Genomic DNA, 21,954 nt, shown 5'->3' with positions numbered 1-21,954 from the left:
AACCTGCTTATGAGAAGAGTTAAAAATCATTTGTTACATGGAGAGGAACATCAGAGAATGATCTTTGCTCTCCAGCTGGGAACTGCCCATCAGGAACTCATCTACCTTTCTGGCACATTCCCGTCCTTCACTGATGGCCCATACCACCAGTGACTGGCCGCGGCGCATATCACCTGCTGCAAATACTTTGGGAATGGAGGTCTGATAAGCCTTTTCCGTGGCTTTAATATTACCGCGGTCATCTGTTTCAACACCCAGATCGTCTATCATGCCTGTATGCTGCGGTTGTATGAAGCCCATGGCCAGCAATGCCAGCTCACAGGGAACTTCTCTTTCCGAGCCCGGTACTTCCACAAAGCGCGCTGGCCGTCCGTCTGCGCTGGCTGTCCATTCCAGGTTCACCAGCTTCAGGCCTTTCAGGTTGCCTTTACCATCTCCCACAAATTCTTTGGTGGCAATGGCCCACTGGCGGTCTGCCCCTTCCTCGTGAGAGGTGGACGTTTTCAGCACCATGGGGTAAGTAGGCCAGGGCATAAATTCCGTACGCATGCCGGGGGGCTTGGGCATCAGCTCCAGCTGGGTGATGCTTTTGGCGCCATGGCGGTTGGATGTGCCCACACAGTCTGAACCGGTATCGCCACCACCTATCACTACCACATTTTTACCGGTGGCCAGTATATCTTCTCCCTCTACCGGCAGTTTGCTTACGCGTTTGTTCTGCTGTTTGAGGAAGTCCATTGCAAAATGTACACCTTTCAATTCGCGGCCGGGAATGGCGAGGTCACGTGGAATGGTGGAGCCGCCGGCCAGCACTACTGCATTGTATTCACGGAGGATGTCATTTACACTAACGTTCACACCCACGTTCGCATTGCACTGGAACACAATTCCTTCTTCTTCCATGAGCGCCACCCTGCGTTCAACCACCCATTTTTCCAGCTTGAAGTCGGGGATGCCGTAGCGGAGCAGGCCGCCGGGCTTATCGTCCCTTTCAAACACGGTTACATTATGGCCGGCATAGTTCAGCTGTGCCGCGGCAGCCAGGCCTGCGGGGCCGGAGCCTATCACGGCTACTTTTTTGCCGGTGCGCACACGGGGGGCTTTGGCTTTCACCAGCCCTTTGTCAAACGCTATTTCAATAATGTGTTTCTCAATTTCCTCAATGGCCACGGGCGGCTGGTTAATGCCCAGCACGCAGGCGCTTTCACAGGGGGCCGGGCAAATACGGCCGGTAAATTCCGGGAAGTTGTTGGTAGAGGTCAGCACATCATACGCCTCCTGCCAGTCTTTACGGTACACCGCGTCGTTAAACTCGGGTATCACGTTACCCAGCGGACAGCCGCTGTGGCAGAAGGGCACGCCGCAGTTCATGCAGCGGGCCGCCTGTTCGTTGAGCTTGGGCTCAGCGAAGCGCTCCACAAATTCATTGTAGTGCTTTACCCGGTTCTTGGGGTCTGCCTTGCCGGGCAGCTCCCTTGTAAATTCCAGAAATCCTGTTGGTTTACCCATATCTGTCTCTGCTTGATCTCTTTAAAAGTTGATTGTTACGCTTTGCTCTTCACACCTTTTGACGCTGCTGCTTTCAGTGCCGCCTTGTATTCTTTCGGGAATACTTTCACAAAGTGGCGCAGCTGGTTTTCCCAGTCTTTCAGAATGAACCTGGCCACGGTGCTGTTTGTGTAGGCGTGGTGCTTGGTCACCAGGTCGTGCAGCAAAGCAGCGTCCTCTTCACCCACCGGGTCCAGGTCAATCATGTCAAGGTTGCAGCGGCCGGCAAAATTGCTTTTCACGTCGTATACAAAAGCGATACCACCGCTCATGCCCGCACCGAAGTTGCGGCCGGTTTCTCCGAGTATGACGGCCTTACCGCCCGTCATGTACTCGCAGCCGTGATCTCCCGTGCCTTCCACTACCACGGTAGCGCCCGAGTTGCGCACGCAGAAGCGTTCGCCGGCTTTACCGCGGATGTATGCCTCACCGGAAGTAGCGCCGTAAAGGGCCACGTTGCCGGCAATGATATTTTCTTCTGCCTTGAAGCCTGCTTCCGTTGAAGGGTACAGTATGAGCTTGGCGCCAGACAGGCCTTTGCCGAAGTAGTCATTTGCTTCACCTTCCAGCTCCAGCGTAACACCTTTGGTATTGAAGGCGCCAAAGCTCTGGCCGGCGGAACCGGAGAATTTGAAGTGCACGGTATCTTCCGGCAGGCCTTCGCTCTTGTAAACCTTTGATATTTCGTTGGAAAGGATGGTACCGATGGTCCTGTCCGTATTTTTCACCTTGTACTGGCCAAACACGCGGGTTTTATTTTCCAGTGCCGGCTTGGCGGCTTTCAGCAGCTGCCAGTCAAGCACCTCCGCCAGGCCATGGTCTTGCTCTTCCATTTTATACAGGCCGGTTTCATCGGAGGCCGGTTCCCTGTACAGGATGGGAGACAGGTCCAGGTTTTTGTATTTCCAGTGGGTGATGTTGTCACGCACTTTCAGCACTTCTACCTGGCCCACCATTTCTTCAACGGTGCGGAAGCCCAGTTCAGCCATGATCTCACGCAGTTCCGCCACCAGGAAGTGGAAGAAGTTCACCACGTGCTGCGGGTCTCCGGCAAAGCGTTTGCGCAGTTCGGGATCTTGCGTGGCCACACCTACGGGGCAGGTGTTGAGGTGGCATTTACGCATCATGATGCAGCCTTCCACCACCAGGGCAGCGGTAGCTACGCCCCATTCTTCCGCACCCAGCAGGGTGGCAATGGCAATATCACGGGCGGTTTTCAGCTGCCCGTCTGTTTGCACGGTTACGCGGCTGCGGAGCTTATTGCGAACAAGGGTTTGATGTGTTTCTGCCAGGCCCAGCTCCCAGGGCAGGCCGGCGTGTTTGATAGAGCTGATGGGAGATGCGCCGGTACCGCCGTCGTGGCCGGAAACCAGGATCACATCCGCATGCGCCTTTGCCACACCGGCGGCAATGGTGCCCACCCCGGCCTTGGATACCAGTTTTACGCTGATACGGGCGGCGCGGTTGGCGTTCTTCAGATCAAAAATGAGTTGCGCCAGGTCTTCGATAGAGTAAATGTCGTGGTGCGGCGGCGGTGAGATCAGGCCTACGCCGGGTGTGGCGTGGCGCACCTTGCCGATCCAGTCATCTACCTTATGGCCGGGCAGCTGGCCGCCCTCACCGGGCTTGGCGCCCTGAGCCATCTTGATCTGCAGCTCGTCTGCATTGGTGAGGTAATAGCTGGTTACCCCAAAGCGGGCGGAGGCCACCTGTTTGATGGCGGAGCGCATAGAGTCTCCGTTGGGCAGGAGCTCGTAACGCATTTCGTCCTCGCCCCCTTCGCCGGTATTGCTTTTTGCGCCAATGCGGTTCATGGCAATGGCCAGCGTGGAGTGTGCCTCATGGCTGATGGAGCCGAAGCTCATAGCCCCGGTGGCAAAGCGTTTCAGGATGCTTTCTGCCGGTTCTACTTCTTCCAGCGGTACGGCGGGCCGGTTACGCTTGAAGGTGAACATGCTCCGCAGCGTGGCCGCTTTCTCGCTCTGCTCGTTAACGGCTTTGGAATATTTCTTGAAAATATTGTAGTCATTCATCCTGGTGGAATACTGCAGCAGGTGAATGGTGGTTGGATTAAACAGGTGGAATTCCCCTTTGCGTTTCCATTGGTACACGCCGCCGGTAGAGAGGCGTTGTACGGGCGTTTCCTTGCGGCCGTAGCTGGTCCAGTGTTTGGCCAGGGTTTCCTGGGCAATCTGGTCAAGCCCCATGCCTTGTATGCGTGACACGGCGCCGGTGAAGTACTTGTCAACAACGGTTTTGTTGATGCCCAGTATTTCAAATATCTGCGCGCCCTGGTAAGACTGCAGGGTGGAGATGCCCATTTTGGAGAACACTTTCAGCAGGCCTTCGCATACTGCCTTGATATAGTTCTTCTTCAGCTTGTCTACATCCAGCTCCGTCTGCAGCTTGCCACTCAGGCGCATATCGCGGATGGTGCTGAGGGCCAGGTACGGGTTGATGGCGGTAGCGCCAAACCCGAGCAGGCAGGCAAAGTGGTGTACTTCCCACACATCGCCGGCTTCCACTACCAGGCCTACCTGGCCGCGGTAACCTTTGCGGATGAGGTGGTGATGCACGGCGGAAAGCGCCAGCAGGGAGGGAATAGCGGCATGTTCGGAGTCAATGGCCCTGTCTGACAGGATGATCACTTCGAAGCCGTCTTCCACAGCATCTACTGCGTAGCGGCACAGGCGCGCCAGGCCTTTTTCCATGGAGCCGGGCTTGCCGTCTGCCTTGAAATAGGTGTGCAGCGTTTTAGCCTGGAAGATGCCGGTATCTATGCTGCGTATCTTTTCCAGTTCGTAGTTGGTGAGCACGGGGTGCGGCAGTGCCACGCTGTGGCAGTGCAGCGGGTCTTCATCCAGCAGGTTGCCGTTGTTGCCCAGGAAGGTGGCCAGAGACATTACCAGTCTTTCCCTGATAGGGTCAATGGGCGGGTTGGTTACCTGTGCAAACAGCTGTTTGAAGTAGCTGGTGATGTGCTGCGGCTGATCGCTGAGAATAGCCAGAGGCACGTCTGTACCCATGGAGCCCACCGGCTCTTTGCCATCAATGGCCATGGGGGCAATGATGGTTTCCAGGTCTTCCGTAGAATAACCGAAAGCACGCTGGTATTTAAAGATCTGCTCTTTTTCAAGGTGGGTGAAGGTTACACGGGGTTCCGGCAACTCATCCAGGCGGATCTTGTATTTGTTCAGCCATTCTGCATAGGGCTGTTGCGAGCAGATGTTCTGTTTCAGTTCCTCATCTCCGATGATGCGGCCCTGTTCCATATCTACCACAAACATTTTACCCGGCTGCAGGCGGCCTTTTTCTTTTACGTTCTTGGGATCGATGGGGAGCACGCCTGCTTCGGAGGCCATGATCACCCGGTCGTCTTTCGTTACCACAAAGCGGGAGGGGCGGAGGCCGTTCCTGTCAAGCGTGGCGCCAATGATCTTGCCGTCTGTGAAAGAAATGGAAGCCGGGCCGTCCCAGGGTTCCATGAGGGAGGCGTGGTATTCGTAGAATGCTTTTTTCACCGGGTCCATGTCGTTGTTGCCGTCCCATGCTTCGGGGATGAGCATCATCATTACATGGGGGAGTGAGCGGCCGGTGAGGTTCAGCAGTTCGATCACATTATCAAGGCTGGCGGAGTCTGACTGACCTTCTTCTACAATAGGAGCGAGCATTTCCATCTCTTCCGGTGTAAAATATTTGGTCACAAAGCTGGTTTCGCCGGCGCGCAGCCAGTTGAGGTTGCCTTTCAGCGTGTTGATCTCGCCGTTGTGGGCAATATAACGGAAGGGGTGCGCCAGTTTCCAGCTGGGGAAAGTGTTGGTGGCAAAACGGCTGTGAATGAGGCCGAATGCGGATACCATTCTTTCATCCCGCAGGTCTGTATAATAGTGGCCTACCTGGTAAGTGGTGAGCTGGCCTTTATATACGATGGTTTTGTGGGAGAGGGACGCGAAATAAATCTCCGCCTTGTCTTTCGGAATGGAGTTGCGCACTGTTTTGGTAATATAATTACGCAGCACGAACAGTTTGCGCTCAAACTCCTCCGGGTCGGAGATCTGGTAGGGGCAGGCAATGAACAGCTGTTCAATTTCCGGTTCTACGGAAAGCGCTGTTTCGCCAATGCCGTCAGGGCGTACGGGCACTTTGCGGTAGCCCAGTATGTCCAGCCCGATCTTTTCGGCGCAGCGTTGTATAATTTCGCGGCACTCTTCGCGCCAGCGGGGTTCTTTCGGGAAGAATACCATGCCCACTCCGTACTTGCCCAGTTCAGGCAGGCGGATGCCCAGTTTCAGACATTCTGCATATAAAAACTCATGCGGCATCTGGATCATGATGCCGGCTCCGTCGCCTGTAGTGCGCTCGCACCCGCAGGCCCCGCGATGTTCCATGTTTTCCAACATGGTTAAAGCATCCCGGATGATCTGGTGGGACTTGCGCCCTTTAATATGTGCGGTAAAGCCGGTACCGCACGCGTCGTGTTCAAATTCCGGACGATACAAACCTTCTTGCACTTGGCTCACTTTTCGCATTGGCGTTTAGATTTTTTCCTTTTCAGATACACACCTCCCGGTGGGGTAAGCCCCCGGAATGGATGTACCGTAATTGCTTGGGAACAGGTATAAAGATACTAAGAGAACGCGGGATTTTTTACATAAAACTCTATTAAACGGTAAAAATTTAGAAATATTTAAAATGGGCAGCTATTCCATTTGAAAATTATGAAAATTGCACGGGGTTTTGGGCATCAAAAAAGCCGGGTTGTGCCCGGCCCTGGTAATAACTTGTGTAAAACTCTCTGCTCAGGGCTCAAACTCAAAATGCACGCGGCCATTCCTCATTTCCACCCGCAGCGGATCGCTGATCATGCTTTCATTCTGCATACGATCAAGAGCCGTAACAATATAAATATAATTGCGCCCTTTAATGTAACCATGATCTATCACCACGGGGTCTGGCATCTGGGGCACTATGCCAATTATCTTCGTGGGATCGTTTATGTTCACCACCTGCCCCTCTTCAAAACGGTACAGCACGTACTGGCGGGTTTGTCCGGTGGTATCATCATCCGCCCAGCGTACTTCCAGCCCGTCCGGCTTCTCAAAGGCGTCTGTGAAATAGGGAGCTTTGGGAGCGGTATTGTCCAGCCAGGGCATGGTTGGCCGCAGGGCGGGGTAGCGGTAAAAGTGGTTGCGCAGGGAATCCCCAATGCCCATGGGGTTGCCGTCAAAAGACTTGGAGCTGTAGAACGCGCTGCCCTGTATGGTGGCCAGGGCGCGGGTGGCCTGCACCTGCCGGGGCATTTCTCCCGGGTCTCGCCAGGCGGCCGAGCTGCCAATGCGGTAAGCGCCGTGGCCAATGTACATGTGGCGGCCGTAGGCATGGGCGGCCCACCAGTTCACCATCACGTCAAAAGGCACCAGGCGGTGACCAAACTCCCAGTACAGCTGCGGCATCAGGTAATCTATCCAGCCCAGGCGCTGCCATTTGATCACGTCTGCATAGAGGTCGTCATAATTGGCGAGGGCGCCGCGGGTGGGGGAGCCGTCAGGGTCTTTATCCCGGTTGCGCCAAACGCCAAAGGGGCTGATACCGAATTTCACCCAGGGTTTTTCCGCCTTGATGGCCTTGCTCAGCATTTGAATAATGGTGTCTACGTTGAAGCGCCGCCAGTCGTCAATGGCCATGCCCCGGCCGTAGGTGCGGTAGGAGTTGCCGTCCGGGAACTCGCGGTTGGCAATGCGGTAAGGGTAGAAGTAGTCATCAAAATGCACAGCGTCAATATCATAGCGGCGCACCACGTCGCGCACCACATCTGTTACATAACTGCGGGCTTCAGGTATGCCGGGGTCGAAGTACCTGTTGTCTCCATAGGTTACGAACCACTGCGGCTTGAGGCGGGTGATATGGTTGGGGGCAGTGTTGTTGCTGCGGATATTGACTGCGGCGCGGTAGGGGTTGAACCAGGCGTGGAACTCTATGCCGCGTTTGTGCGTTTCCGTTATCATGAACTCCAGCGGGTCATAGTAGGGAATGGGGGGCTGGCCCTGCCGGCCGGTAAGGTATTGGCTCCAGGGCTCGTAAGGGGAGGCATAAAAGGCGTCGCTCACGGGGCGTACCTGGAAAATGATGGTGTTGATACCGTTGCGCTGGTGCTTTTCCAACAGGGTAATGAACTCCTGTTGCTGCTCCCGGGAGCTGAGCCCCTTGCGCGAAGGCCAGTCTATGTTCTCGATAGTGGCAATCCACACCGCCCTCATTTCCCGCTTGGGAGGAAGCTGGGCACTGCTTTGCTGCACCATGCCGCACAATAATAAACCGGCCAGTAAGTACTTCACCATTTTTCCTGTAACGTTTATCCCTGAAAAATGCGAAAATAAAGCGCGCGCTGTCAAATCCCAAATACGGAACTGCCTCATTTTCAGCAATAGAGGGAAGATCGGTTTTTTTCAAGACGGTTCGAATACTTATATCACTGGTAGTTTATTACCTTGCCGGAGAATAGCCAGAGTGCTGCATTTACGAGTGAAAACAGGGTTGTAACCCTGTGAGAAGGCTAGGGTAAGCGAAGGGTAGGTGGACTTGATGTGGAGATGATACGGATTTGGTGCGGCAATGAAGTGGGCCTGCCGCTGTTAGGTATGAAAAATGCATGATATATGTGCATAAAGGCCGGAATTACCTGCGGATAAAAAAGAATAAGTGCGGCTAACGGAGGGGGCGCTCAAAAGCCTGCACTTCCTTTCCCGCAAAAACTGTTGTATTTTGATCTGGCTTCATTCCACGCATCATGAAAAAGGTCTTCATTATTATATATGCGCTCCTGGCAAACGGCAGCGCCTTTGCCCAAACCGCTCCAAAGCCCATTGAAAGGGCCGCGCAAGACTTCCTGGCTGTGCTGGACACCGGCGCCCGTCGCCTGGCCTGTTTTCCATGGGAGGAAGAAGAACGTTTCAACTGGCACTTTGTGCCCCGCGCCCGTAAAGGCCTGGCCCTCAAAGACATGACGGATGCCCAGCGCGCCCGCGCCTACGCCCTGCTCAAAGTCTGCCTCAGCAGTGACGGCTACAGGAAGGCCACCACCATTGTGGAAACCGAATACGTGCTGCGCGCCCTGGAAGGTCGCGGGCCGGATGATGAGTACCGCCATCCCGGCAAATACTATTTTTCTTTTTTCGGGGAGCCCGCAGCAGGCAAGCCCTGGGGCTGGCGTATGGAAGGCCATCACCTCTCCCTCAACTTTTCCGCCGTTACCAATAGCCTGGTAGCCGGCACGCCCGCATTTATGGGCGCAAATCCGGCCATTGTGCCGGAAGGCCCGCATAAAGGCCGGCAAATACTGAAAGAAGAGTCCGCCCTGGCCTTCGAGCTGTTAAAAACGCTGGATGCCGCACAGCTGGAGAAAGCCCTGGTTGCAGAAAAGGCCCCGGCAGACATCATTACCGGCAACAAACGCAAGGCCTGGCTGCAAAACCCGCCCGGCCTGGGTTACGGGCAAATGAAAGCCGCGCAGCAGCAGGTGCTGAAAAAACTGGTGGCGGTGTATGTAGACCGGTATACCAAGCTGATGGCCGATCTGCTCTGGAAAGACATAGGAGCGGCCGGCTGGGAGCAGCTGCACTTTGCCTGGGCCGGAGGGAAAAGCTGGGGAACGGGCCATTATTACCGCATCCAGGGGCCTACCTTCATCATAGAGTACGATAACACCCAAAACAGCGCCAACCATGTGCACACCACGTTCCGCGACCTGAAAAATGATTTCGGGGAGGACATGCTGCTGCAGCATTACCGGCAAGCGCATGTGGGGAGCCGGTAGCACCGGGCATAAGGCCTTCAAGTAATGAAAATCTTTCCCTCCGCTCTGTAAAACATGAACTTTTTTGTGGAATTGAACCGGAAAAATGCCGCCGGTGGCGGCCCGCTACACTTTGCGGCCCAGGTACTGGCTGTAATCCGGCAGAATGGCCGCGTACTCCTGGTGCATCAGGGGCGAAGTGAGCAAAAAGTCTGCAGACGCCCGGTTGCTGGCCATAGGGATGTTCCACACCACGCCCAGCCGCAGCAGGGCCTTGATGTCCGGGTCATGGGGCAGGGCCTCCATGGGGTCCCAGAAAAAGATGATCACGTCAATACGCCCTTCCGCTACTGCGGCCCCTATCTGCTGGTCCCCGCCCAGCGGGCCGCTCAGCAGCTTGCGCACAGACACGTCCAGCGCTTCTTCGATCAGTTTGCCGGTAGTGCCCGTAGCGTACAGCTCATGGCGGGCCAGCACCGTTTTGTTGTAAACAGCCCATTCCAGCATTTCCGCTTTTTTGTGGTCATGCGCAATTAAGGCAATCCGTTTGCGGGCATGCAGGGTTTTAGTTAGTTGCATATTGCAAAAATAATTAAATAGATGAGTTGAAGGTAGTGCGTTTGCCCCCGCAAAGGAAAAAGAACGGCCGGAGTGTCGGCAATTTTTGCTAATTTTGCAGGAGAAAATTGTTGATATAATGATAAAAACAGGAAATCCCATTATTAGTATCTATACGGAAATGACGCCGAACCCGGAAACGATGAAGTTTGTGGTGAACAAGCTCCTGTATCCGAATAAATCTATCGATTTCCCTGATGCGGCCAGCACGGAGCCCTCTCCGCTGGCGGCAGAACTGTTCACCTTCCCCTTCATCAGGGGAGTGTTCATCTGCAGCAACTTTGTAACGCTCACCAAAACCAATGATACGGACTGGACGGATGTGATCCCCACCATCAAACAGTTCCTGAAAGAATACCTGGAAGATAACCGCCCGGTCATCAATGAAGACAAGATAGTGGCCACGCCCGTATTTAGCGGAGATGAGAGCGATGTGGTGCAACGCATCAAGGAATTGCTGGAAAACCATGTAAAACCCGCAGTAGAAATGGACGGCGGCGCCATCCAGTTCAAAGACTACCATGAAGGTGTGGTGACCCTCATGCTGCAGGGTTCATGTTCAGGCTGCCCCTCTTCCATGATCACGCTGAAAGCCGGTATTGAAGGCATGATGAAGCGTATGATCCCGGAAGTGAAAGAAGTGGTGGCAGAAGCAGAATAAGCCATAGTTGAGTGAATGATAGTGTTAGAAGCGCAGCCTTGCCGGTTGCGCTTTTTTCTTGCGCTGATTAATTAGCTTTACACCCATGAGATGGATCGTACTAGGATGCGTGCTCAGCCTGTGTGCCGCGCAGGCGGAGGCACAGCAGGCCGAGGCCGTGGTTACATACGGCTTCCGCAACAATGGGAAAGAATCCCGCAGTGAACAACAAATTTTTATCAAAGGCAGCCAGGTAAGACTGGCGCCGCAGGGAAGGCAAACGGAACAACAGTTTTTGCACACCGGCCAGCAGGCCAGCTACCAGGTACTGGGCGGCTACACCCTCAAAAAGAATTTTTCGGAGTATGCCAAACCGGAGCTGCTGCCGGGCATTGACACCGTTCTGGGCATCCCCTGCAAAAAAGCAAAGGTGTTCATCCGCTCCAACACCATTGAGGTATGGTACACCAACGATCTGAAGATCAAAGGCAGCCCCAGCATCTCCATTGCGCCGGGGCTGGGCCTGGTGCTGAAAACCATCCGCAACGGCAACACGGAAACCTATGCCAAAAACATTGCCTGGCGACCTGTAACCAGGGAAGAGCTGGCCTGGCCCGCTTCCTGGGGCAAACTGGTAGACGAGCCCACTTATCAACGCCAGGTGATAGAAAGCCGCTATACCACGCTGAACATTTTTGACCGGGAGCAGATCGCCTTCGGTAACAATACACCCAACCCGGCGCCAGGCCAACTGAATACTACCTACCGCTTTTCCGGCGGCACGGTGGTGCTCAAGAAAGTAAAACTGCCTGCCGTAAGGCCTGGCCAGCGCCTGTTTGCAGAACTGGTAGAATATTCCAACGGGGATGCGTACGACCGTACGGGCTCCGTTTTCATGATCCCGACAGATAAAGCCGTGTCTTTCCTTGACGGGCTTGAAAAGGGCGTACAGGCGTTGCCGTTATACACCGCGCGTAACGGTAAAAAATACCAGGGCGTAACGGCAACAGACAATTACCTCCCGCCGCTTGAACTGATGCGCTTCTTCACCCCCTTTGGCGTTGGTCATTTCAACGCACAGGCAAAGATCAAGGGATATGACTGGGCAGATTCCGCCGTGTACAAACAGGACATTACCGCCTTGCTGCCCCGCCTGCAGGGAGAAGTATGGATCGGTATTTTTATCGGCAACTATGACAAGGGCGGGCATAAAGCCAGCCTGCGGTTCAAATACTACCCCGGCTACGATGGGGAAAACAATGCCGCTCCCAAAACCTGGGTGATGCCGGTTTTCAACAGCACCAACCTGATGGAAATGGCAGGGCAGGAGTACGGGACGATGTTTGACACAGACTCCCTCACCGTAACCGTCAATATTCCCGAAGGCGTGAAAAACCTGAAGCTGCGGTACATTACCACGGGCCACGGCGGCTGGGGCGGCGGAGACGAGTTTGTGCCCAAGCAGAACGAGATCTTTGCTGACGGCAAAAGGGTGTACCACTTCACGCCCTGGCGGGAAGATTGTGCTACCTACCGTTTGCTGAACCCCGCTTCCGGCAATTTTGGCAACGGCCTTTCTTCTTCAGACCTGAGCCGTTCCAACTGGTGTCCCGGTACCTTAACCCTGCCGGTAGACATTCCGCTGCCGGAGTTAGGCGCGGGTACGCATACCCTGCAGGTGGCCATTCCGCTGGGCAAGCCGGAAGGCGGCAGCTTCAGCGCCTGGAACGTTTCCGGCGTGCTGATCGGTGACAAAGAATAAAACTTTTAAAAGGAGGCTGTACTTTGCAGCCTCCTGCTTTTTTATATGCAACAACTTTTACAGGGAATTACAGCAGGGCTGCAGCAAATGACCTGGGTAGACGTTACCGCCGTGTTTTTTGGCGTGCTGAGCGTGCTCTGCTCCCGGCAGAACAGCGTATGGGTGTACCCTACAGGCATTATCAGCACCGGGCTGATCGTTTACGCTTACTTGCAGCCTTCGGTAGGCCTCTATGGAGAAGCCGCGCTGAACGTTTATTATTTCGTAATGAGCGTTTACGGCTGGTATCACTGGACGCATAAAGACCGCCGCAACCAGGAGGTGGAAATTTCCCGCGTGAACCGGCGGGAGCTGGGTATTGCCACGGGCATTGCGCTGGCAGGCTGGGGCATTATTTACCTGGTGCTGCACCGGTTTTCAGACTCCAACGTACCGGTGCTGGACGCCTTTGTATCTTCTACCGCCTGGAGCGGTATGTGGCTGCTGGCCAAACGCAAGCTGGAGAACTGGATATTCCTGAACATTTCCAATTTTGTGGCCGTGCCGCTGCTGTTCTATAAAGCGCAGCCGCTGTATGCATTTTTAACTATCTTCCTGTTCATTGTGGCGGTGAACGGCTATTTTCACTGGCTGAAACTCTACCGCCTGCAACCAAACGAAAAGCATTGAAAAAAATTGTGGTCATAGGCCCGGAGTCTACCGGTAAAAGCACGCTGAGCGCGGCATTGGCGGAACATTTTAATACCGTGTGGGTGAAAGAGTTTGCAAGGGGCTACCTGGAAACACTGAACAGGCCGTATGAAAAGGAAGACCTGGTAGCCATGGCGGAAGGGCAGCTCAGGCTGGAAGATGAAGCCGCGGCCAAGGCCGGCAACCTGCTTGTTTGCGATACAGACCTGTATGTGATCAAAGTATGGAGCGAGGCTAAATACGGAGATTGCGATCCCCGCATCCTGCAAATGATTGCCGCCCGGCAATACGATGGCTACCTGCTGACCTACATTGACGTACCCTGGGAAGATGACCCGCAACGGGAGCACCCGCGGCCGGAGGAACGGGTGTATTTCTACAACATTTACCGGGATATTGTGATTAACACCGGCGCGCCCTGGGCAGATATCCGCGGCGGGCAGAAAGAACGGTTGCAGACGGCTATTGCGGCTGTGAACAAGATGCTGGATTAGTTGCGACCTATTTCACCAGCTCCGCCACATCAGGGTCTCCGGAGAGGTTGCGCATTTGCTGCAGGATGCGGCGCTGACGGTTGTAAGTAATGCGCGCCGGGGGTACTACGGTATAGGAAACGGGGTTGGGAAGGCAGGCGATGATCATGGCAGATTCTTCCCGGTTGAGGCTGGCTGCCGGTTTTTTGTAATAGGCTTGTGCAGCGGCTTCTACGCCAAAAATACCTTCACCCGTTTCGGCTACGTTCAGGTATACTTCCAGTATGCGCTTCTTGCCCCAGATCTTTTCTATCATGAACGTAAAATATACTTCCAGCCCTTTGCGCAGGTAGCTGCGGCCCTGCCAGAGAAAAACGTTTTTAGCTACCTGCTGGCTGATGGTGCTGGCACCTCTTATCTTTTTGCTCTTTTTATTATGCTTCATGGCCTTTTCGATAGACTTGAAGTCAAACCCGTCGTGGTCAGGAAAAAGCTGATCTTCACTGGCTATGGCGGCCAGCTTAACGTGTTGGGACATTTCGTGCAGCCCAACATAGTCCCGCTGAAAAGATTTACCGGTGCCCCAAAGGCTGAACCAGCTGCTGATCATGGTAACCGTAACGGGCGGGTTCACCCAGCGTAGCAGAATGATGTACAACAGTTGCGCAACAAACAGTATGAGGAATATTTTTTTTAACAGTCGCCAGGTTCTGGGAACAATACCTTTTAATTTCATCCAGGTGGTTTTCAATATCGGGCGGAAAGTTAGCAAGATTATTGCGTATTTTTCAAAAGCAACATTGCCGCAGCGTTGATTGTTATAATCTTATACAAACAGGAATTATGAGACTGGAACTGCATCCGCAAAACCCGAACCCGCGTAACCTGAAAACGGTTATTGAGTGCCTGAAAGACGGGGGCGTGGTAATTTACCCTACCGATACGGTGTACGGCATGGGCTGCGATATTTTCAAGCACAGCGCGGTAGAGCGCATTTGCCGCATCAAGGGCATTGACCCCAAAAAGTCGCATTTCTCTTTTATCTGTTACGATCTGAGCCATCTTACCGACTATACCAAGAGTGTAGACACGCCGCTTTTCCGGTTGCTGAAAAAAGCATTGCCGGGGCCGTACACCTTCATTCTGCCGGCCAGCAGGCAGGTGCCCAAAATGCTGAAAACAAAACGGGACACGGTGGGCATCCGCGTGCCTGATAACCTGATATGCCGCACGCTGGTGAAGGAGCTCGGCAACCCCATCATGAGCACGTCTCTGCCAATAGAGGAATATGTAGAAGAATATACAGACCCGGAAATTATTCACGACAAATTCGGCAAGCTGGTAGATATTGTGATTGACGGCGGGCCGGGCGGCATTGTTACATCTACCGTGGTAGACTGCACCGGGCCGGAGCCGGAGCTGGTGAGGGAAGGGGCCGGCAACTGGGAAGAGCTGGTGTAGCGATAGCATAAAAAAAGAGCGGCCTTGTGAAAGTACCGCTCTGCTGTATAGATAGAAATCAGATCCCCATTTTCTTCGCTATTTCTTTCGGGATGGCCTTTTTATTCACCATAAAGCAGGTGGTTTTGTAGGCAAAATATGGCATGGAGGCGTAGAAATAACCGCCACAGTAATTGCCGGTACCCCATGAATTTTTAACAATGAAAAACTTGTTGTCCTGCTGGTCTTTGGCCAGGCCTGTGATGTGCATGCCATGGTCATCCTGCGTTTCAAAATTATCGAAAGCCAGCTGGCGGTTTTCCTGCGTGATCACTTTTTCTTTGGCGGGCGTAGTGAACAGTTCCTGCCGCTCTTTGTCGCTATAGTCTGCCCAGTCTTTTTCCGGTACAATGGCCAGCCCGTCTTTAAAAGAAAATCCTTTCTCGCTTACATCTGCCGCCCATGCCAGGGTGTAACCGTTCAGCACGGCCTGTTCCGCAATGGCGGTAAACTCGTTCAGGGGCACGTTGTACACCTTTTCCCAGTTCCAGTTATCCGGCACTTCCAGTACAAACTGGCTGTAGAAAGGGTGATGGTTGAAAGAGGAAACGATCACGTAATCATCCGCGTTCAGCCCCAGCTCTTTGGCAAAAGACTGCGGGGTGTATGATTTGCCGTTGTAGGTGAACTTCTCGGGGGTAGCGCCCAGGTAAGCGTCCAGCACACCGTCTACCGCTTTCTGCCAGGCGGGGTTAACGGTTTTGGCTTCGCCCAGTGTTTTTACCATGCCTTCCAGCAGGCTGGTCATTTCTGCGTGGTTGTAAGTTTTCTGCCGGTTGCCGTCATAGGCTTCCTGTGGCACGAGGCCGTAGTTGCGGAGGCACAGCAGGTCATCCGGGAAACCGCCGCCTTCACCGAAGTTGGCTTTGCCGTGCATGCGCACGTAGTTGGCCGCTTTCAGCGGGTACATTTTGCGCACTACGAACATTTCGCTCAGGTTGAGGTTTTTGCCCTTGCCGTTGCGCATCATTTCTGACTCAAAAAAGGAAAGACCTGAAAAAGACCAGCAGGTGCCGGTTTGGCCCTGGTTCTGAACGGTAAATGCATCCTGGCTTTTCAGTACGGTAAACTGGTATTGGCTGCCCTCCTTGTTGGTAAGAGGTACCTGGGCCATGGTTGCCATGCTTAACAGGCAGGCGGCGCCCATCAACAACGCTTTTCTCATGCTCGCTTGGTTTAGATATTGTTTTAAAGCGGCAAAAATAAAGGATATCCCTCTTACGGCAGGCCGGTTGTTTGATGAGCGGTTTGTGTGGCCTCATATTGTTCACGGGTAATTTCCCAACGCCACAGCTCGTCTTCGTCTGTGCCGTTTACGGCGCCGCCGAAACGCATGCCGCATTTCTGCAGCACTTTTACGGCTGCGTTATATTCTTCCAGTGTATGTGCAATTACTTTTTGAACATATGAATGGTTAAATGCAAAACGGATCAGCACTTCCGCCATTTCAGTGGCGTATCCCTGCTCCCGGTAGTCTACAGACACTTCGTACCCGATTTCCACCACCCCGTCTGGCGTGGGGCGGCCTTTAAAGCCACCGGTGCCAATGAGGCGGTTGTCTGCCTTGTGAATGGCCAAATAAAAAAACCATCCCAGCAAAGCCGGATCATTCCGCAACTTATCGTAAGCAACCAACACCATTTCAGGAAATTCCGTCCAGTTCTCCGGTACCTCTACTCCTAAAGTTTGGGCTAATGCTTCATTCCCGTGCAACAACGCTTCAAAATATTTCAACGTGCAGGGCAACAACTGTAACCTTGTGGTTTGGATCATATGTGAAAACTAGTAAAGGATTTCCGGAAATGCAAGGGGCATGCCAACAAAGAATTGACAGATTTCGGGTGACAAATATACAGGGCCCGAAGCGCGGGGTTAATGCGCTTCCAGCCAGTTTTTGCCGGTACCCAGTTCGGCCTCCACAGGCACTCCCAGGGGCATGGCATTACGCATGCCTTCCAGGATAAGGGGCTTGATGATCTCCACCTCATCCAGGTGGGCGTCAAACACCAATTCGTCATGTACCTGCAACAGCATCCGGGAGCGGAAATTATGTTCCCGGAAGGTTTTGTGCAGGGAGATCATGGCCAGCTTGATGAGGTCTGCCGCCGTACCCTGGATGGGCATGTTGATGGCGTTGCGCTCGGCAAAGCCGCGTACCACGGCATTAGACGAGTTGATGTCTTTCAGCCAGCGCTTGCGGCCCATCATGGTTTGCACATAGCCCTTTTCCCTGGCAAATTTCACCTGGTTTTCCATGTAGGCCTTGATGCCGGAATATTGCGCAAAATAGTTATCGATCAGGCCCTTGGCTTCCGTACGGGATATGCCCAGGTTTTCACTGAGGCCAAAGGCGCTCTGGCCGTAAATAATGCCGAAGTTTACGCTCTTGGCGGCGCGGCGCATGTCCGGGGTTACGTCTGAAAGGTCAACTCCGTAGACCTTTGCCGCGGTGGCAGTGTGAATGTCCAGCCCGCTTTTGAACGCCTCTGTCATATTTGCATCTTCGCTGATGGCGGCAATAATGCGCAGCTCAATTTGCGAATAGTCTGCAGAGAGCAGGGTATATTCTTCGTTACGCGGCACAAATGCCTTGCGCACCTCACGGCCTCTTTCCGTGCGGATGGGTATGTTCTGCAGGTTGGGATTGTTGGAGCTGAGGCGCCCGGTAACGGCCACCGCCTGGTTGTAGGAGGTATGCACGCGGTTGGTGCGCGGGTTGATCATTAACGGCAACGCGTCTACGTAGGTAGATTTCAGCTTGCTCAGTTCCCGGAACACGAGGATGTTTTCCACAATAGGGTGTTTGGAAGACAATTTGGCCAAAACATCTTCACCCGTGGCGTACTGCCCGGTGCGGGTCTTTTTGGCTTTGGGGTCAAGCTGCAGCTTTTCGAACAGCACTTCGCCCAGCTGCTTGGGGGAGGCCAGGTTGAAACGCACGCCGGCCTGCTGGTACACGCTTTCTTCCGCTGTTTTGATCTCCGCCTCCAGGGAGCGGGAGTAATCTGCCAGGGCCTGCGTATCAATGGCAATGCCTTCGTACTCCATGTCCGTAAGCACTTTCACCAGCGGGTTCTCTATCCGGTAGAGCACATCTTCCACCTTGCGTTCTGTAACCAGCGGCACAAATTTGCTCTTGAGCTGCAGGGTGATGTCTGCATCTTCCGCTGCGTATTCCTTGATCTTTTCCAGCTCCACATCCCGCATATTGCCCTGCGCCTTGCCTTTTTTGCCGATGAGCGTTTCTATGGAAACGGGGGCGTACTGCAGGTATTGCGCGCTCAGCAGGTCCATGCTGCGGCGGCCTTCCGGCTCAATCAGGTAGTGGGCCAGCATGGTGTCAAAGATGGCGCCTTTCACTTCAATGCCGTACCACTTCAGCACAATGAGATCGTACTTGGCGTTCTGGCCTATGAACAGGGCGTCTTCCCGCTCAAACACGGGCCGGAAGCGTTCCAGTATTTCCAGTGCGGCGGCGCGGTCTGCCGGCATGGGAATATACCAGCCTTCGCCGGGCTGTATAGAGAAGCTCATGCCCACAATGTCTGCCGCGTTGGCGTCTGTACCGGTAGTTTCGGTATCAAAGCTGATCTCCGGTACGGCCATCAGTGTGGCCACTACGGCGGCATGCTCTTCCGGCGTGCTGGCCAGGTAATAGGTATGCGGCGTGTTCTCGATGTTCTTGTCTGCCACCAGGCCGGTGCTTTCAATGGCTTCCGCCTGCTGCGCCAGGTTTTCAGCCGGCGTAGTTTCCACGGCGTTGCCAAAGAGGTCTTGCTGCACGGGCTTTCCGGGAGCGGCCTCTCCGCTGATGGCGCTGAAAGTATCTCCCAGTATGCGTTTGCCCAGGGTCTTGAATTCCAGTTCTGTAAAGATCTCTGAAAGCTGCTCTTTGTTGATCTCCGTGCAGCAGAAATCTTCTTCGTGGAAACTTACCGGTACATTGGTGATGATGGTGGCCAGCTTCTTGGAGAGGATGGCGCTTTCCGCGCCGGCCCTTATTTTTTCTCCCATCTTGCCGCTGATCTTGTCTGCATTGGCCAGGATGTTCTCCAGCGAGCCCCATTCCGCCAGCAGCTTCATGGCCGTTTTCTCGCCCACGCCGGGTATGCCGGGAATATTGTCTACGGAGTCTCCCATCAGACCCAGAATGTCTATCACCTGGTGCACGTCTTTTATCTGCCAGCGCTCGCACACTTCCTTCGGGCCCATGATCTCTTCCTTGTTGCCAAGGGCAGGCGGTTTCCAGATGAACACGTTGTCTTTCACCAGCTGGCCATAATCTTTATCCGGCGTAACCATGTACACGGTGTAACCTTGTGCGGCCGCCTGCCAGGCCACGGTGCCGATGATATCGTCCGCCTCATACCCGTCCATCTCCAGCACGGGAATATTGAAACCGGCAATGATGCGTTTGATGTCGGGGAGGGCGGCCAGTATGTCTTCCGGCGCATCTTCACGATTGGCTTTATAATCTTCAAAATCCGTATGCCGTTCCGTGGGCGCATGCGTATCGAAGGCCACGGCTATGTGGGAAGGTTTTTCTTTATTCAGCAGGTCCAGCAGGGTGGTGGTAAAGCCGAACTGGGCGTTGGTGTTGCGCCCTTTGCTGGTGAGCCTTGGGTTCCTGATCAATGCATAGTAGGCGCGGTAAATGAGCGCCATGGCGTCTAATAAAAAGAGTTTCTTGCTCATGGCGGTAAAAGTAAACAAAATGGCCAGATGGAACATTCCTGTTTCATAATTTTACGGGATGAACAAGACGTATCATTTATCCACATGCGACACCTGCGCCCGGATACTCGAAGAAACCGGCATAACGGCCAAAGGCTTTGAGCTGCAATGCATCAAAACACAAAAGATCACCCCCGCGCAGCTGGACCAGATGCGCAAGCTGGCCGGCAGCTATGAGGCCCTTTTCAGCCGCCGCTCCATGAAATTCCGTCCCATGGGCCTGGCCGGTAGACAACTGACGGAAGAAGACTACCGGAAACTGATACTGGAAGAATACACTTTCCTGAAACGCCCGGTTACGATAGCCGGCAACAGGATCTTTGTAGGGAACGAAAAGAAGACCGTAGCCGCGTTGAAGGAGTTTTTGTTAACGTATCCTAAATAACGAAATATTCTAAAGTGTTTTAACGAAGTTGCGCACCACCTCTTTGTAGGCCGTCATATCCTGCCCATGCTGAAAAGTAGTAAAGGGGAAGGTTTTGGCGGCCTCAAGCGCTTTTTTCAGGGAGAACTGGTGCTGCGGTAGGCTGTAGAAATATCCTTTCTGCATGAGGTACCTGCCCAGGTATTCCTGCTCAGACTGGCCGGGGGTAGGCACCAGGATGGCTTTTTTATTGAGTTTGGCGAGGTCCATGAGGGTGGTGTAGCCGGAGCGGCAGAGCACCATATCTGCTGCCAGCATGGCTTCGTTGAGGTCACGGGCATTCAGGTGGCTTACCTGCGTAATACCGGGCCCCGGCTCCTTGCGGGCCGCCTCATCCGGCCGGCCGCTCACAATAAGGGCTTTGATGCCGGGCATTTGCTTTAACTGGGCCAGCACCAGTGCTTCCAGGTTGCTGCGCTGCGGTTCCGGGCCGGAAATAAGGGCCAGCAGGTCATATTTCTTTTCTACGCCGGGCATGGGCTCAAAACGGGAGAGGCAGCCCAGGTAGGTGGTGTTGGCGGGTAGTTGCGGCGGGTGGGCCAGCACGCCGCTGAGGTTGGGCTCCCCGGCAAAATCCGGCACCCAGCAGGCCGTATAGCGGTTAATGAAGCGGTAGTTTATCTTTTGCAACAGCCGCTCTGTAAAGCCGCCGAAGGGTGTTTTGATGAGGAGCTGGTGCGAAATGAACACGCAGGGAATATCAGGATGGTAGAGGCCGAAGCGGTTGTCTGAAATAACGGCATGGATGCCCAGCTCCGCCACCGTTTTACGCAGCCAGGCCTGCTCAAACCGCACGGCGCGCCATATCTGGGGGATCTGCCTGATAATTTTAAGACCGAAAAAAAGGCCCTTTTGCGAGTACCGGATGTGGTAGCCGGGCAGGGGAAGAATGGTGAGCCGGGGAAACTCCGCCGCCAGCAGGGCCGCATGTTTGCCCTCCGCCGCAATAACTATTTCACAACCAGCGTTTAATAGTTCGTGTATCAGCGGAATGTCGCGCGTGGCGTGGCCTAATCCCCAATCCAGGGGTACAATGAGCACTTTTTTTGGCACCTGGGCGTATGTGGACAAATATTTAGATTTTTTTTTGCGAAAATAGCTTAATTTAGAAATGACCATTGTTAAGAAACAGTAAACTCTCACAACGTTCAGGCTGCAATATTGAAGAAGATTTTATAATATGCATCGATGAAAAAGTTTAAGTGGTTTTTTATTTTCTTAGTTATGGTAAGCTTAGCGTGTCAGGGCTGTAGCGTATTGAAGAAAAACGATTGTGGATGCCCGACCATGAAAACGGGGAGGATGAAACATTAATTTTATCGCACTATACCTTGAGCTGTCCTGTGAGGAAGGATCACGTTATTGAAATTGATGTCAACAAAAAGAGAAAACAATCAAACGTAATTAGCATGAAGCCTGTAGAGAGGGATTTACTCATCTTGTTACACGAAGACCGTTACAACGAGCAGGAAATCCAGTACGAAGTGAAGCAGATCAGCGATATGTTATCGCTGGTTGAAACCATGGACTATCTGGCCACCGCCACCGAGGTAGCGGATTGCAACAAACACCGCGTAAGCAGCAAACGCCGTGTGCTGGAGCGTGCATTCTTCCGTAAAGAACCAAAGGCATTTGAGTTCATTGTCCACAAAAACTGATGCCCTTATTGCAGCGTCATTCCGGTAGTCATATCCTACCCTGATCCTTACTGCGCATTTCTCATCCAAGTTGTTGTTAAAAAAAATCCGGCGGTGTTACACCGTCCCGGTATTT

17 protein-coding genes are annotated in these 21,954 nt (G+C 53.6%); 8 read left to right on the top strand and 9 right to left on the bottom strand.

Translation table 11 applies throughout. From position 1 onward, the window contains the following. Positions 1 to 33 precede the first annotated feature (33 nt). The 3 genes from ABDW36_RS03360 to ABDW36_RS03350 all read right to left on the bottom strand — a co-directional run bounded on the left by ABDW36_RS03360 (position 34) and on the right by ABDW36_RS03350 (position 7,886). Positions 34 to 1,509 carry a glutamate synthase subunit beta gene (locus tag ABDW36_RS03360; RefSeq protein ID WP_343700462.1) on the bottom strand — a complete coding sequence of 492 codons (1,476 nt, stop codon included), beginning with the start codon at positions 1,507 to 1,509 and terminating at the stop codon, positions 34 to 36. Between the two features lie 35 nt (positions 1,510 to 1,544). Then, positions 1,545 to 6,077 carry a glutamate synthase large subunit gene (gltB, locus tag ABDW36_RS03355; protein WP_343700461.1) on the bottom strand — a complete coding sequence of 1,511 codons (4,533 nt, stop codon included), beginning with the start codon at positions 6,075 to 6,077 and terminating at the stop codon, positions 1,545 to 1,547. Between the two features lie 270 nt (positions 6,078 to 6,347). Further along, entirely contained in the window at positions 6,348 to 7,886 is a 1,539-nt protein-coding gene (locus ABDW36_RS03350) for a family 10 glycosylhydrolase (protein ID WP_343700460.1), read from the bottom strand. Positions 7,887 to 8,335: 449 nt separating this feature from the next. On the opposite strand from ABDW36_RS03350, the gene ABDW36_RS03345 reads away from it, so the two are divergent. Beyond that, a complete protein-coding gene (locus ABDW36_RS03345; RefSeq protein WP_343700459.1) occupies positions 8,336 to 9,361 on the top strand; it encodes a DUF3500 domain-containing protein in 1,026 nt (341 codons plus the stop codon). A 105-nt stretch (positions 9,362 to 9,466) separates the two neighbouring features. Here ABDW36_RS03345 and ABDW36_RS03340 read toward each other — a convergent pair whose 3' ends face one another. Continuing rightward, positions 9,467 to 9,919, bottom strand: a complete 453-nt coding sequence (locus ABDW36_RS03340; protein ID WP_343700458.1) for a methylglyoxal synthase — start codon at positions 9,917 to 9,919, stop codon at positions 9,467 to 9,469. Positions 9,920 to 10,037: 118 nt separating this feature from the next. On the opposite strand from ABDW36_RS03340, the gene ABDW36_RS03335 reads away from it, so the two are divergent. The 4 genes from ABDW36_RS03335 (at position 10,038) to ABDW36_RS03320 (ending at position 13,544) form a co-directional block, all read left to right on the top strand. After that, complete coding sequence (locus ABDW36_RS03335) at positions 10,038 to 10,619, top strand: NifU family protein (protein ID WP_343700457.1); 582 nt, start codon at positions 10,038 to 10,040, stop codon at positions 10,617 to 10,619. An 85-nt stretch (positions 10,620 to 10,704) separates the two neighbouring features. Then, complete coding sequence (locus ABDW36_RS03330; RefSeq protein ID WP_343700456.1) at positions 10,705 to 12,360, top strand: PNGase F N-terminal domain-containing protein; 1,656 nt, start codon at positions 10,705 to 10,707, stop codon at positions 12,358 to 12,360. A 45-nt stretch (positions 12,361 to 12,405) separates the two neighbouring features. Next, on the top strand, positions 12,406 to 13,029 hold the full coding sequence (gene pnuC, locus ABDW36_RS03325) for a nicotinamide riboside transporter PnuC (RefSeq protein ID WP_343700455.1): 624 nt from the start codon (positions 12,406 to 12,408) through the stop codon (positions 13,027 to 13,029). Further along, positions 13,026 to 13,544, top strand: coding sequence for an ATP-binding protein (locus tag ABDW36_RS03320; RefSeq protein WP_343700454.1), 519 nt, complete (start codon positions 13,026 to 13,028; stop codon positions 13,542 to 13,544). Before pnuC ends, ABDW36_RS03320 begins: the two co-directional genes overlap by 4 nt. Positions 13,545 to 13,551: 7 nt before the next feature. Here the strand turns inward: ABDW36_RS03320 and mtgA are convergent, their stop codons facing one another. Continuing rightward, positions 13,552 to 14,259: a monofunctional biosynthetic peptidoglycan transglycosylase gene (mtgA, locus tag ABDW36_RS03315; RefSeq protein WP_343700453.1), complete on the bottom strand. Its 708-nt coding sequence runs from the start codon at positions 14,257 to 14,259 to the stop codon at positions 13,552 to 13,554. Positions 14,260 to 14,366: 107 nt separating this feature from the next. On the opposite strand from mtgA, the gene ABDW36_RS03310 reads away from it, so the two are divergent. After that, positions 14,367 to 14,984: an L-threonylcarbamoyladenylate synthase gene (locus tag ABDW36_RS03310; protein ID WP_343700452.1), complete on the top strand. Its 618-nt coding sequence runs from the start codon at positions 14,367 to 14,369 to the stop codon at positions 14,982 to 14,984. Between the two features lie 58 nt (positions 14,985 to 15,042). On the opposite strand, the gene ABDW36_RS03305 is transcribed toward ABDW36_RS03310, so the two are convergent. The 3 genes from ABDW36_RS03305 to polA all read right to left on the bottom strand — a co-directional run bounded on the left by ABDW36_RS03305 (position 15,043) and on the right by polA (position 19,718). Next, on the bottom strand, positions 15,043 to 16,188 hold the full coding sequence (locus tag ABDW36_RS03305) for a C1 family peptidase (RefSeq protein WP_343700451.1): 1,146 nt from the start codon (positions 16,186 to 16,188) through the stop codon (positions 15,043 to 15,045). Positions 16,189 to 16,241: 53 nt separating this feature from the next. Beyond that, positions 16,242 to 16,796 carry a GNAT family N-acetyltransferase gene (locus ABDW36_RS03300; protein ID WP_343700450.1) on the bottom strand — a complete coding sequence of 185 codons (555 nt, stop codon included), beginning with the start codon at positions 16,794 to 16,796 and terminating at the stop codon, positions 16,242 to 16,244. 99 nt (positions 16,797 to 16,895) lie between these two features. Continuing rightward, a complete protein-coding gene (gene polA / locus ABDW36_RS03295; protein WP_343700449.1) occupies positions 16,896 to 19,718 on the bottom strand; it encodes a DNA polymerase I in 2,823 nt (940 codons plus the stop codon). Positions 19,719 to 19,776: 58 nt separating this feature from the next. Here polA and ABDW36_RS03290 point away from each other — a divergent pair, with 58 nt between their 5' ends. Further along, positions 19,777 to 20,142 carry an ArsC/Spx/MgsR family protein gene (locus tag ABDW36_RS03290; protein WP_343700448.1) on the top strand — a complete coding sequence of 122 codons (366 nt, stop codon included), beginning with the start codon at positions 19,777 to 19,779 and terminating at the stop codon, positions 20,140 to 20,142. A gap of 9 nt (positions 20,143 to 20,151) precedes the next feature. Here the strand turns inward: ABDW36_RS03290 and ABDW36_RS03285 are convergent, their stop codons facing one another. After that, complete coding sequence (locus ABDW36_RS03285; protein WP_343700447.1) at positions 20,152 to 21,252, bottom strand: glycosyltransferase; 1,101 nt, start codon at positions 21,250 to 21,252, stop codon at positions 20,152 to 20,154. 338 nt (positions 21,253 to 21,590) lie between these two features. Here ABDW36_RS03285 and ABDW36_RS03280 point away from each other — a divergent pair, with 338 nt between their 5' ends. Then, positions 21,591 to 21,839, top strand: coding sequence for a hypothetical protein (locus tag ABDW36_RS03280; protein WP_123864809.1), 249 nt, complete (start codon positions 21,591 to 21,593; stop codon positions 21,837 to 21,839). Positions 21,840 to 21,954: the final 115 nt, after the last annotated feature.

This window comes from Chitinophaga sp., from assembly GCF_039596455.1.
Classification (GTDB): domain Bacteria; phylum Bacteroidota; class Bacteroidia; order Chitinophagales; family Chitinophagaceae; genus Chitinophaga.
This window is presented reverse-complemented; position numbering and strand designations above follow the sequence as displayed.

Coding starts and splice junctions, on each gene's coding strand:
- ABDW36_RS03360 (WP_343700462.1), bottom strand. CDS start 1,509: ATGGGTAAACCAACAGGATTTCTGGAATTTACAAGGGAGCTGCCCGGC.
- gltB (WP_343700461.1), bottom strand. CDS start 6,077: ATGCGAAAAGTGAGCCAAGTGCAAGAAGGTTTGTATCGTCCGGAATTT.
- ABDW36_RS03350 (WP_343700460.1), bottom strand. CDS start 7,886: ATGGTGAAGTACTTACTGGCCGGTTTATTATTGTGCGGCATGGTGCAG.
- ABDW36_RS03345 (WP_343700459.1), top strand. CDS start 8,336: ATGAAAAAGGTCTTCATTATTATATATGCGCTCCTGGCAAACGGCAGC.
- ABDW36_RS03340 (WP_343700458.1), bottom strand. CDS start 9,919: ATGCAACTAACTAAAACCCTGCATGCCCGCAAACGGATTGCCTTAATT.
- ABDW36_RS03335 (WP_343700457.1), top strand. CDS start 10,038: ATGATAAAAACAGGAAATCCCATTATTAGTATCTATACGGAAATGACG.
- ABDW36_RS03330 (WP_343700456.1), top strand. CDS start 10,705: ATGAGATGGATCGTACTAGGATGCGTGCTCAGCCTGTGTGCCGCGCAG.
- pnuC (WP_343700455.1), top strand. CDS start 12,406: ATGCAACAACTTTTACAGGGAATTACAGCAGGGCTGCAGCAAATGACC.
- mtgA (WP_343700453.1), bottom strand. CDS start 14,259: ATGAAATTAAAAGGTATTGTTCCCAGAACCTGGCGACTGTTAAAAAAA.
- ABDW36_RS03310 (WP_343700452.1), top strand. CDS start 14,367: ATGAGACTGGAACTGCATCCGCAAAACCCGAACCCGCGTAACCTGAAA.
- ABDW36_RS03305 (WP_343700451.1), bottom strand. CDS start 16,188: ATGAGAAAAGCGTTGTTGATGGGCGCCGCCTGCCTGTTAAGCATGGCA.
- ABDW36_RS03300 (WP_343700450.1), bottom strand. CDS start 16,796: ATGATCCAAACCACAAGGTTACAGTTGTTGCCCTGCACGTTGAAATAT.
- polA (WP_343700449.1), bottom strand. CDS start 19,718: ATGAGCAAGAAACTCTTTTTATTAGACGCCATGGCGCTCATTTACCGC.
- ABDW36_RS03290 (WP_343700448.1), top strand. CDS start 19,777: ATGAACAAGACGTATCATTTATCCACATGCGACACCTGCGCCCGGATA.
- ABDW36_RS03280 (WP_123864809.1), top strand. CDS start 21,591: ATGAAGCCTGTAGAGAGGGATTTACTCATCTTGTTACACGAAGACCGT.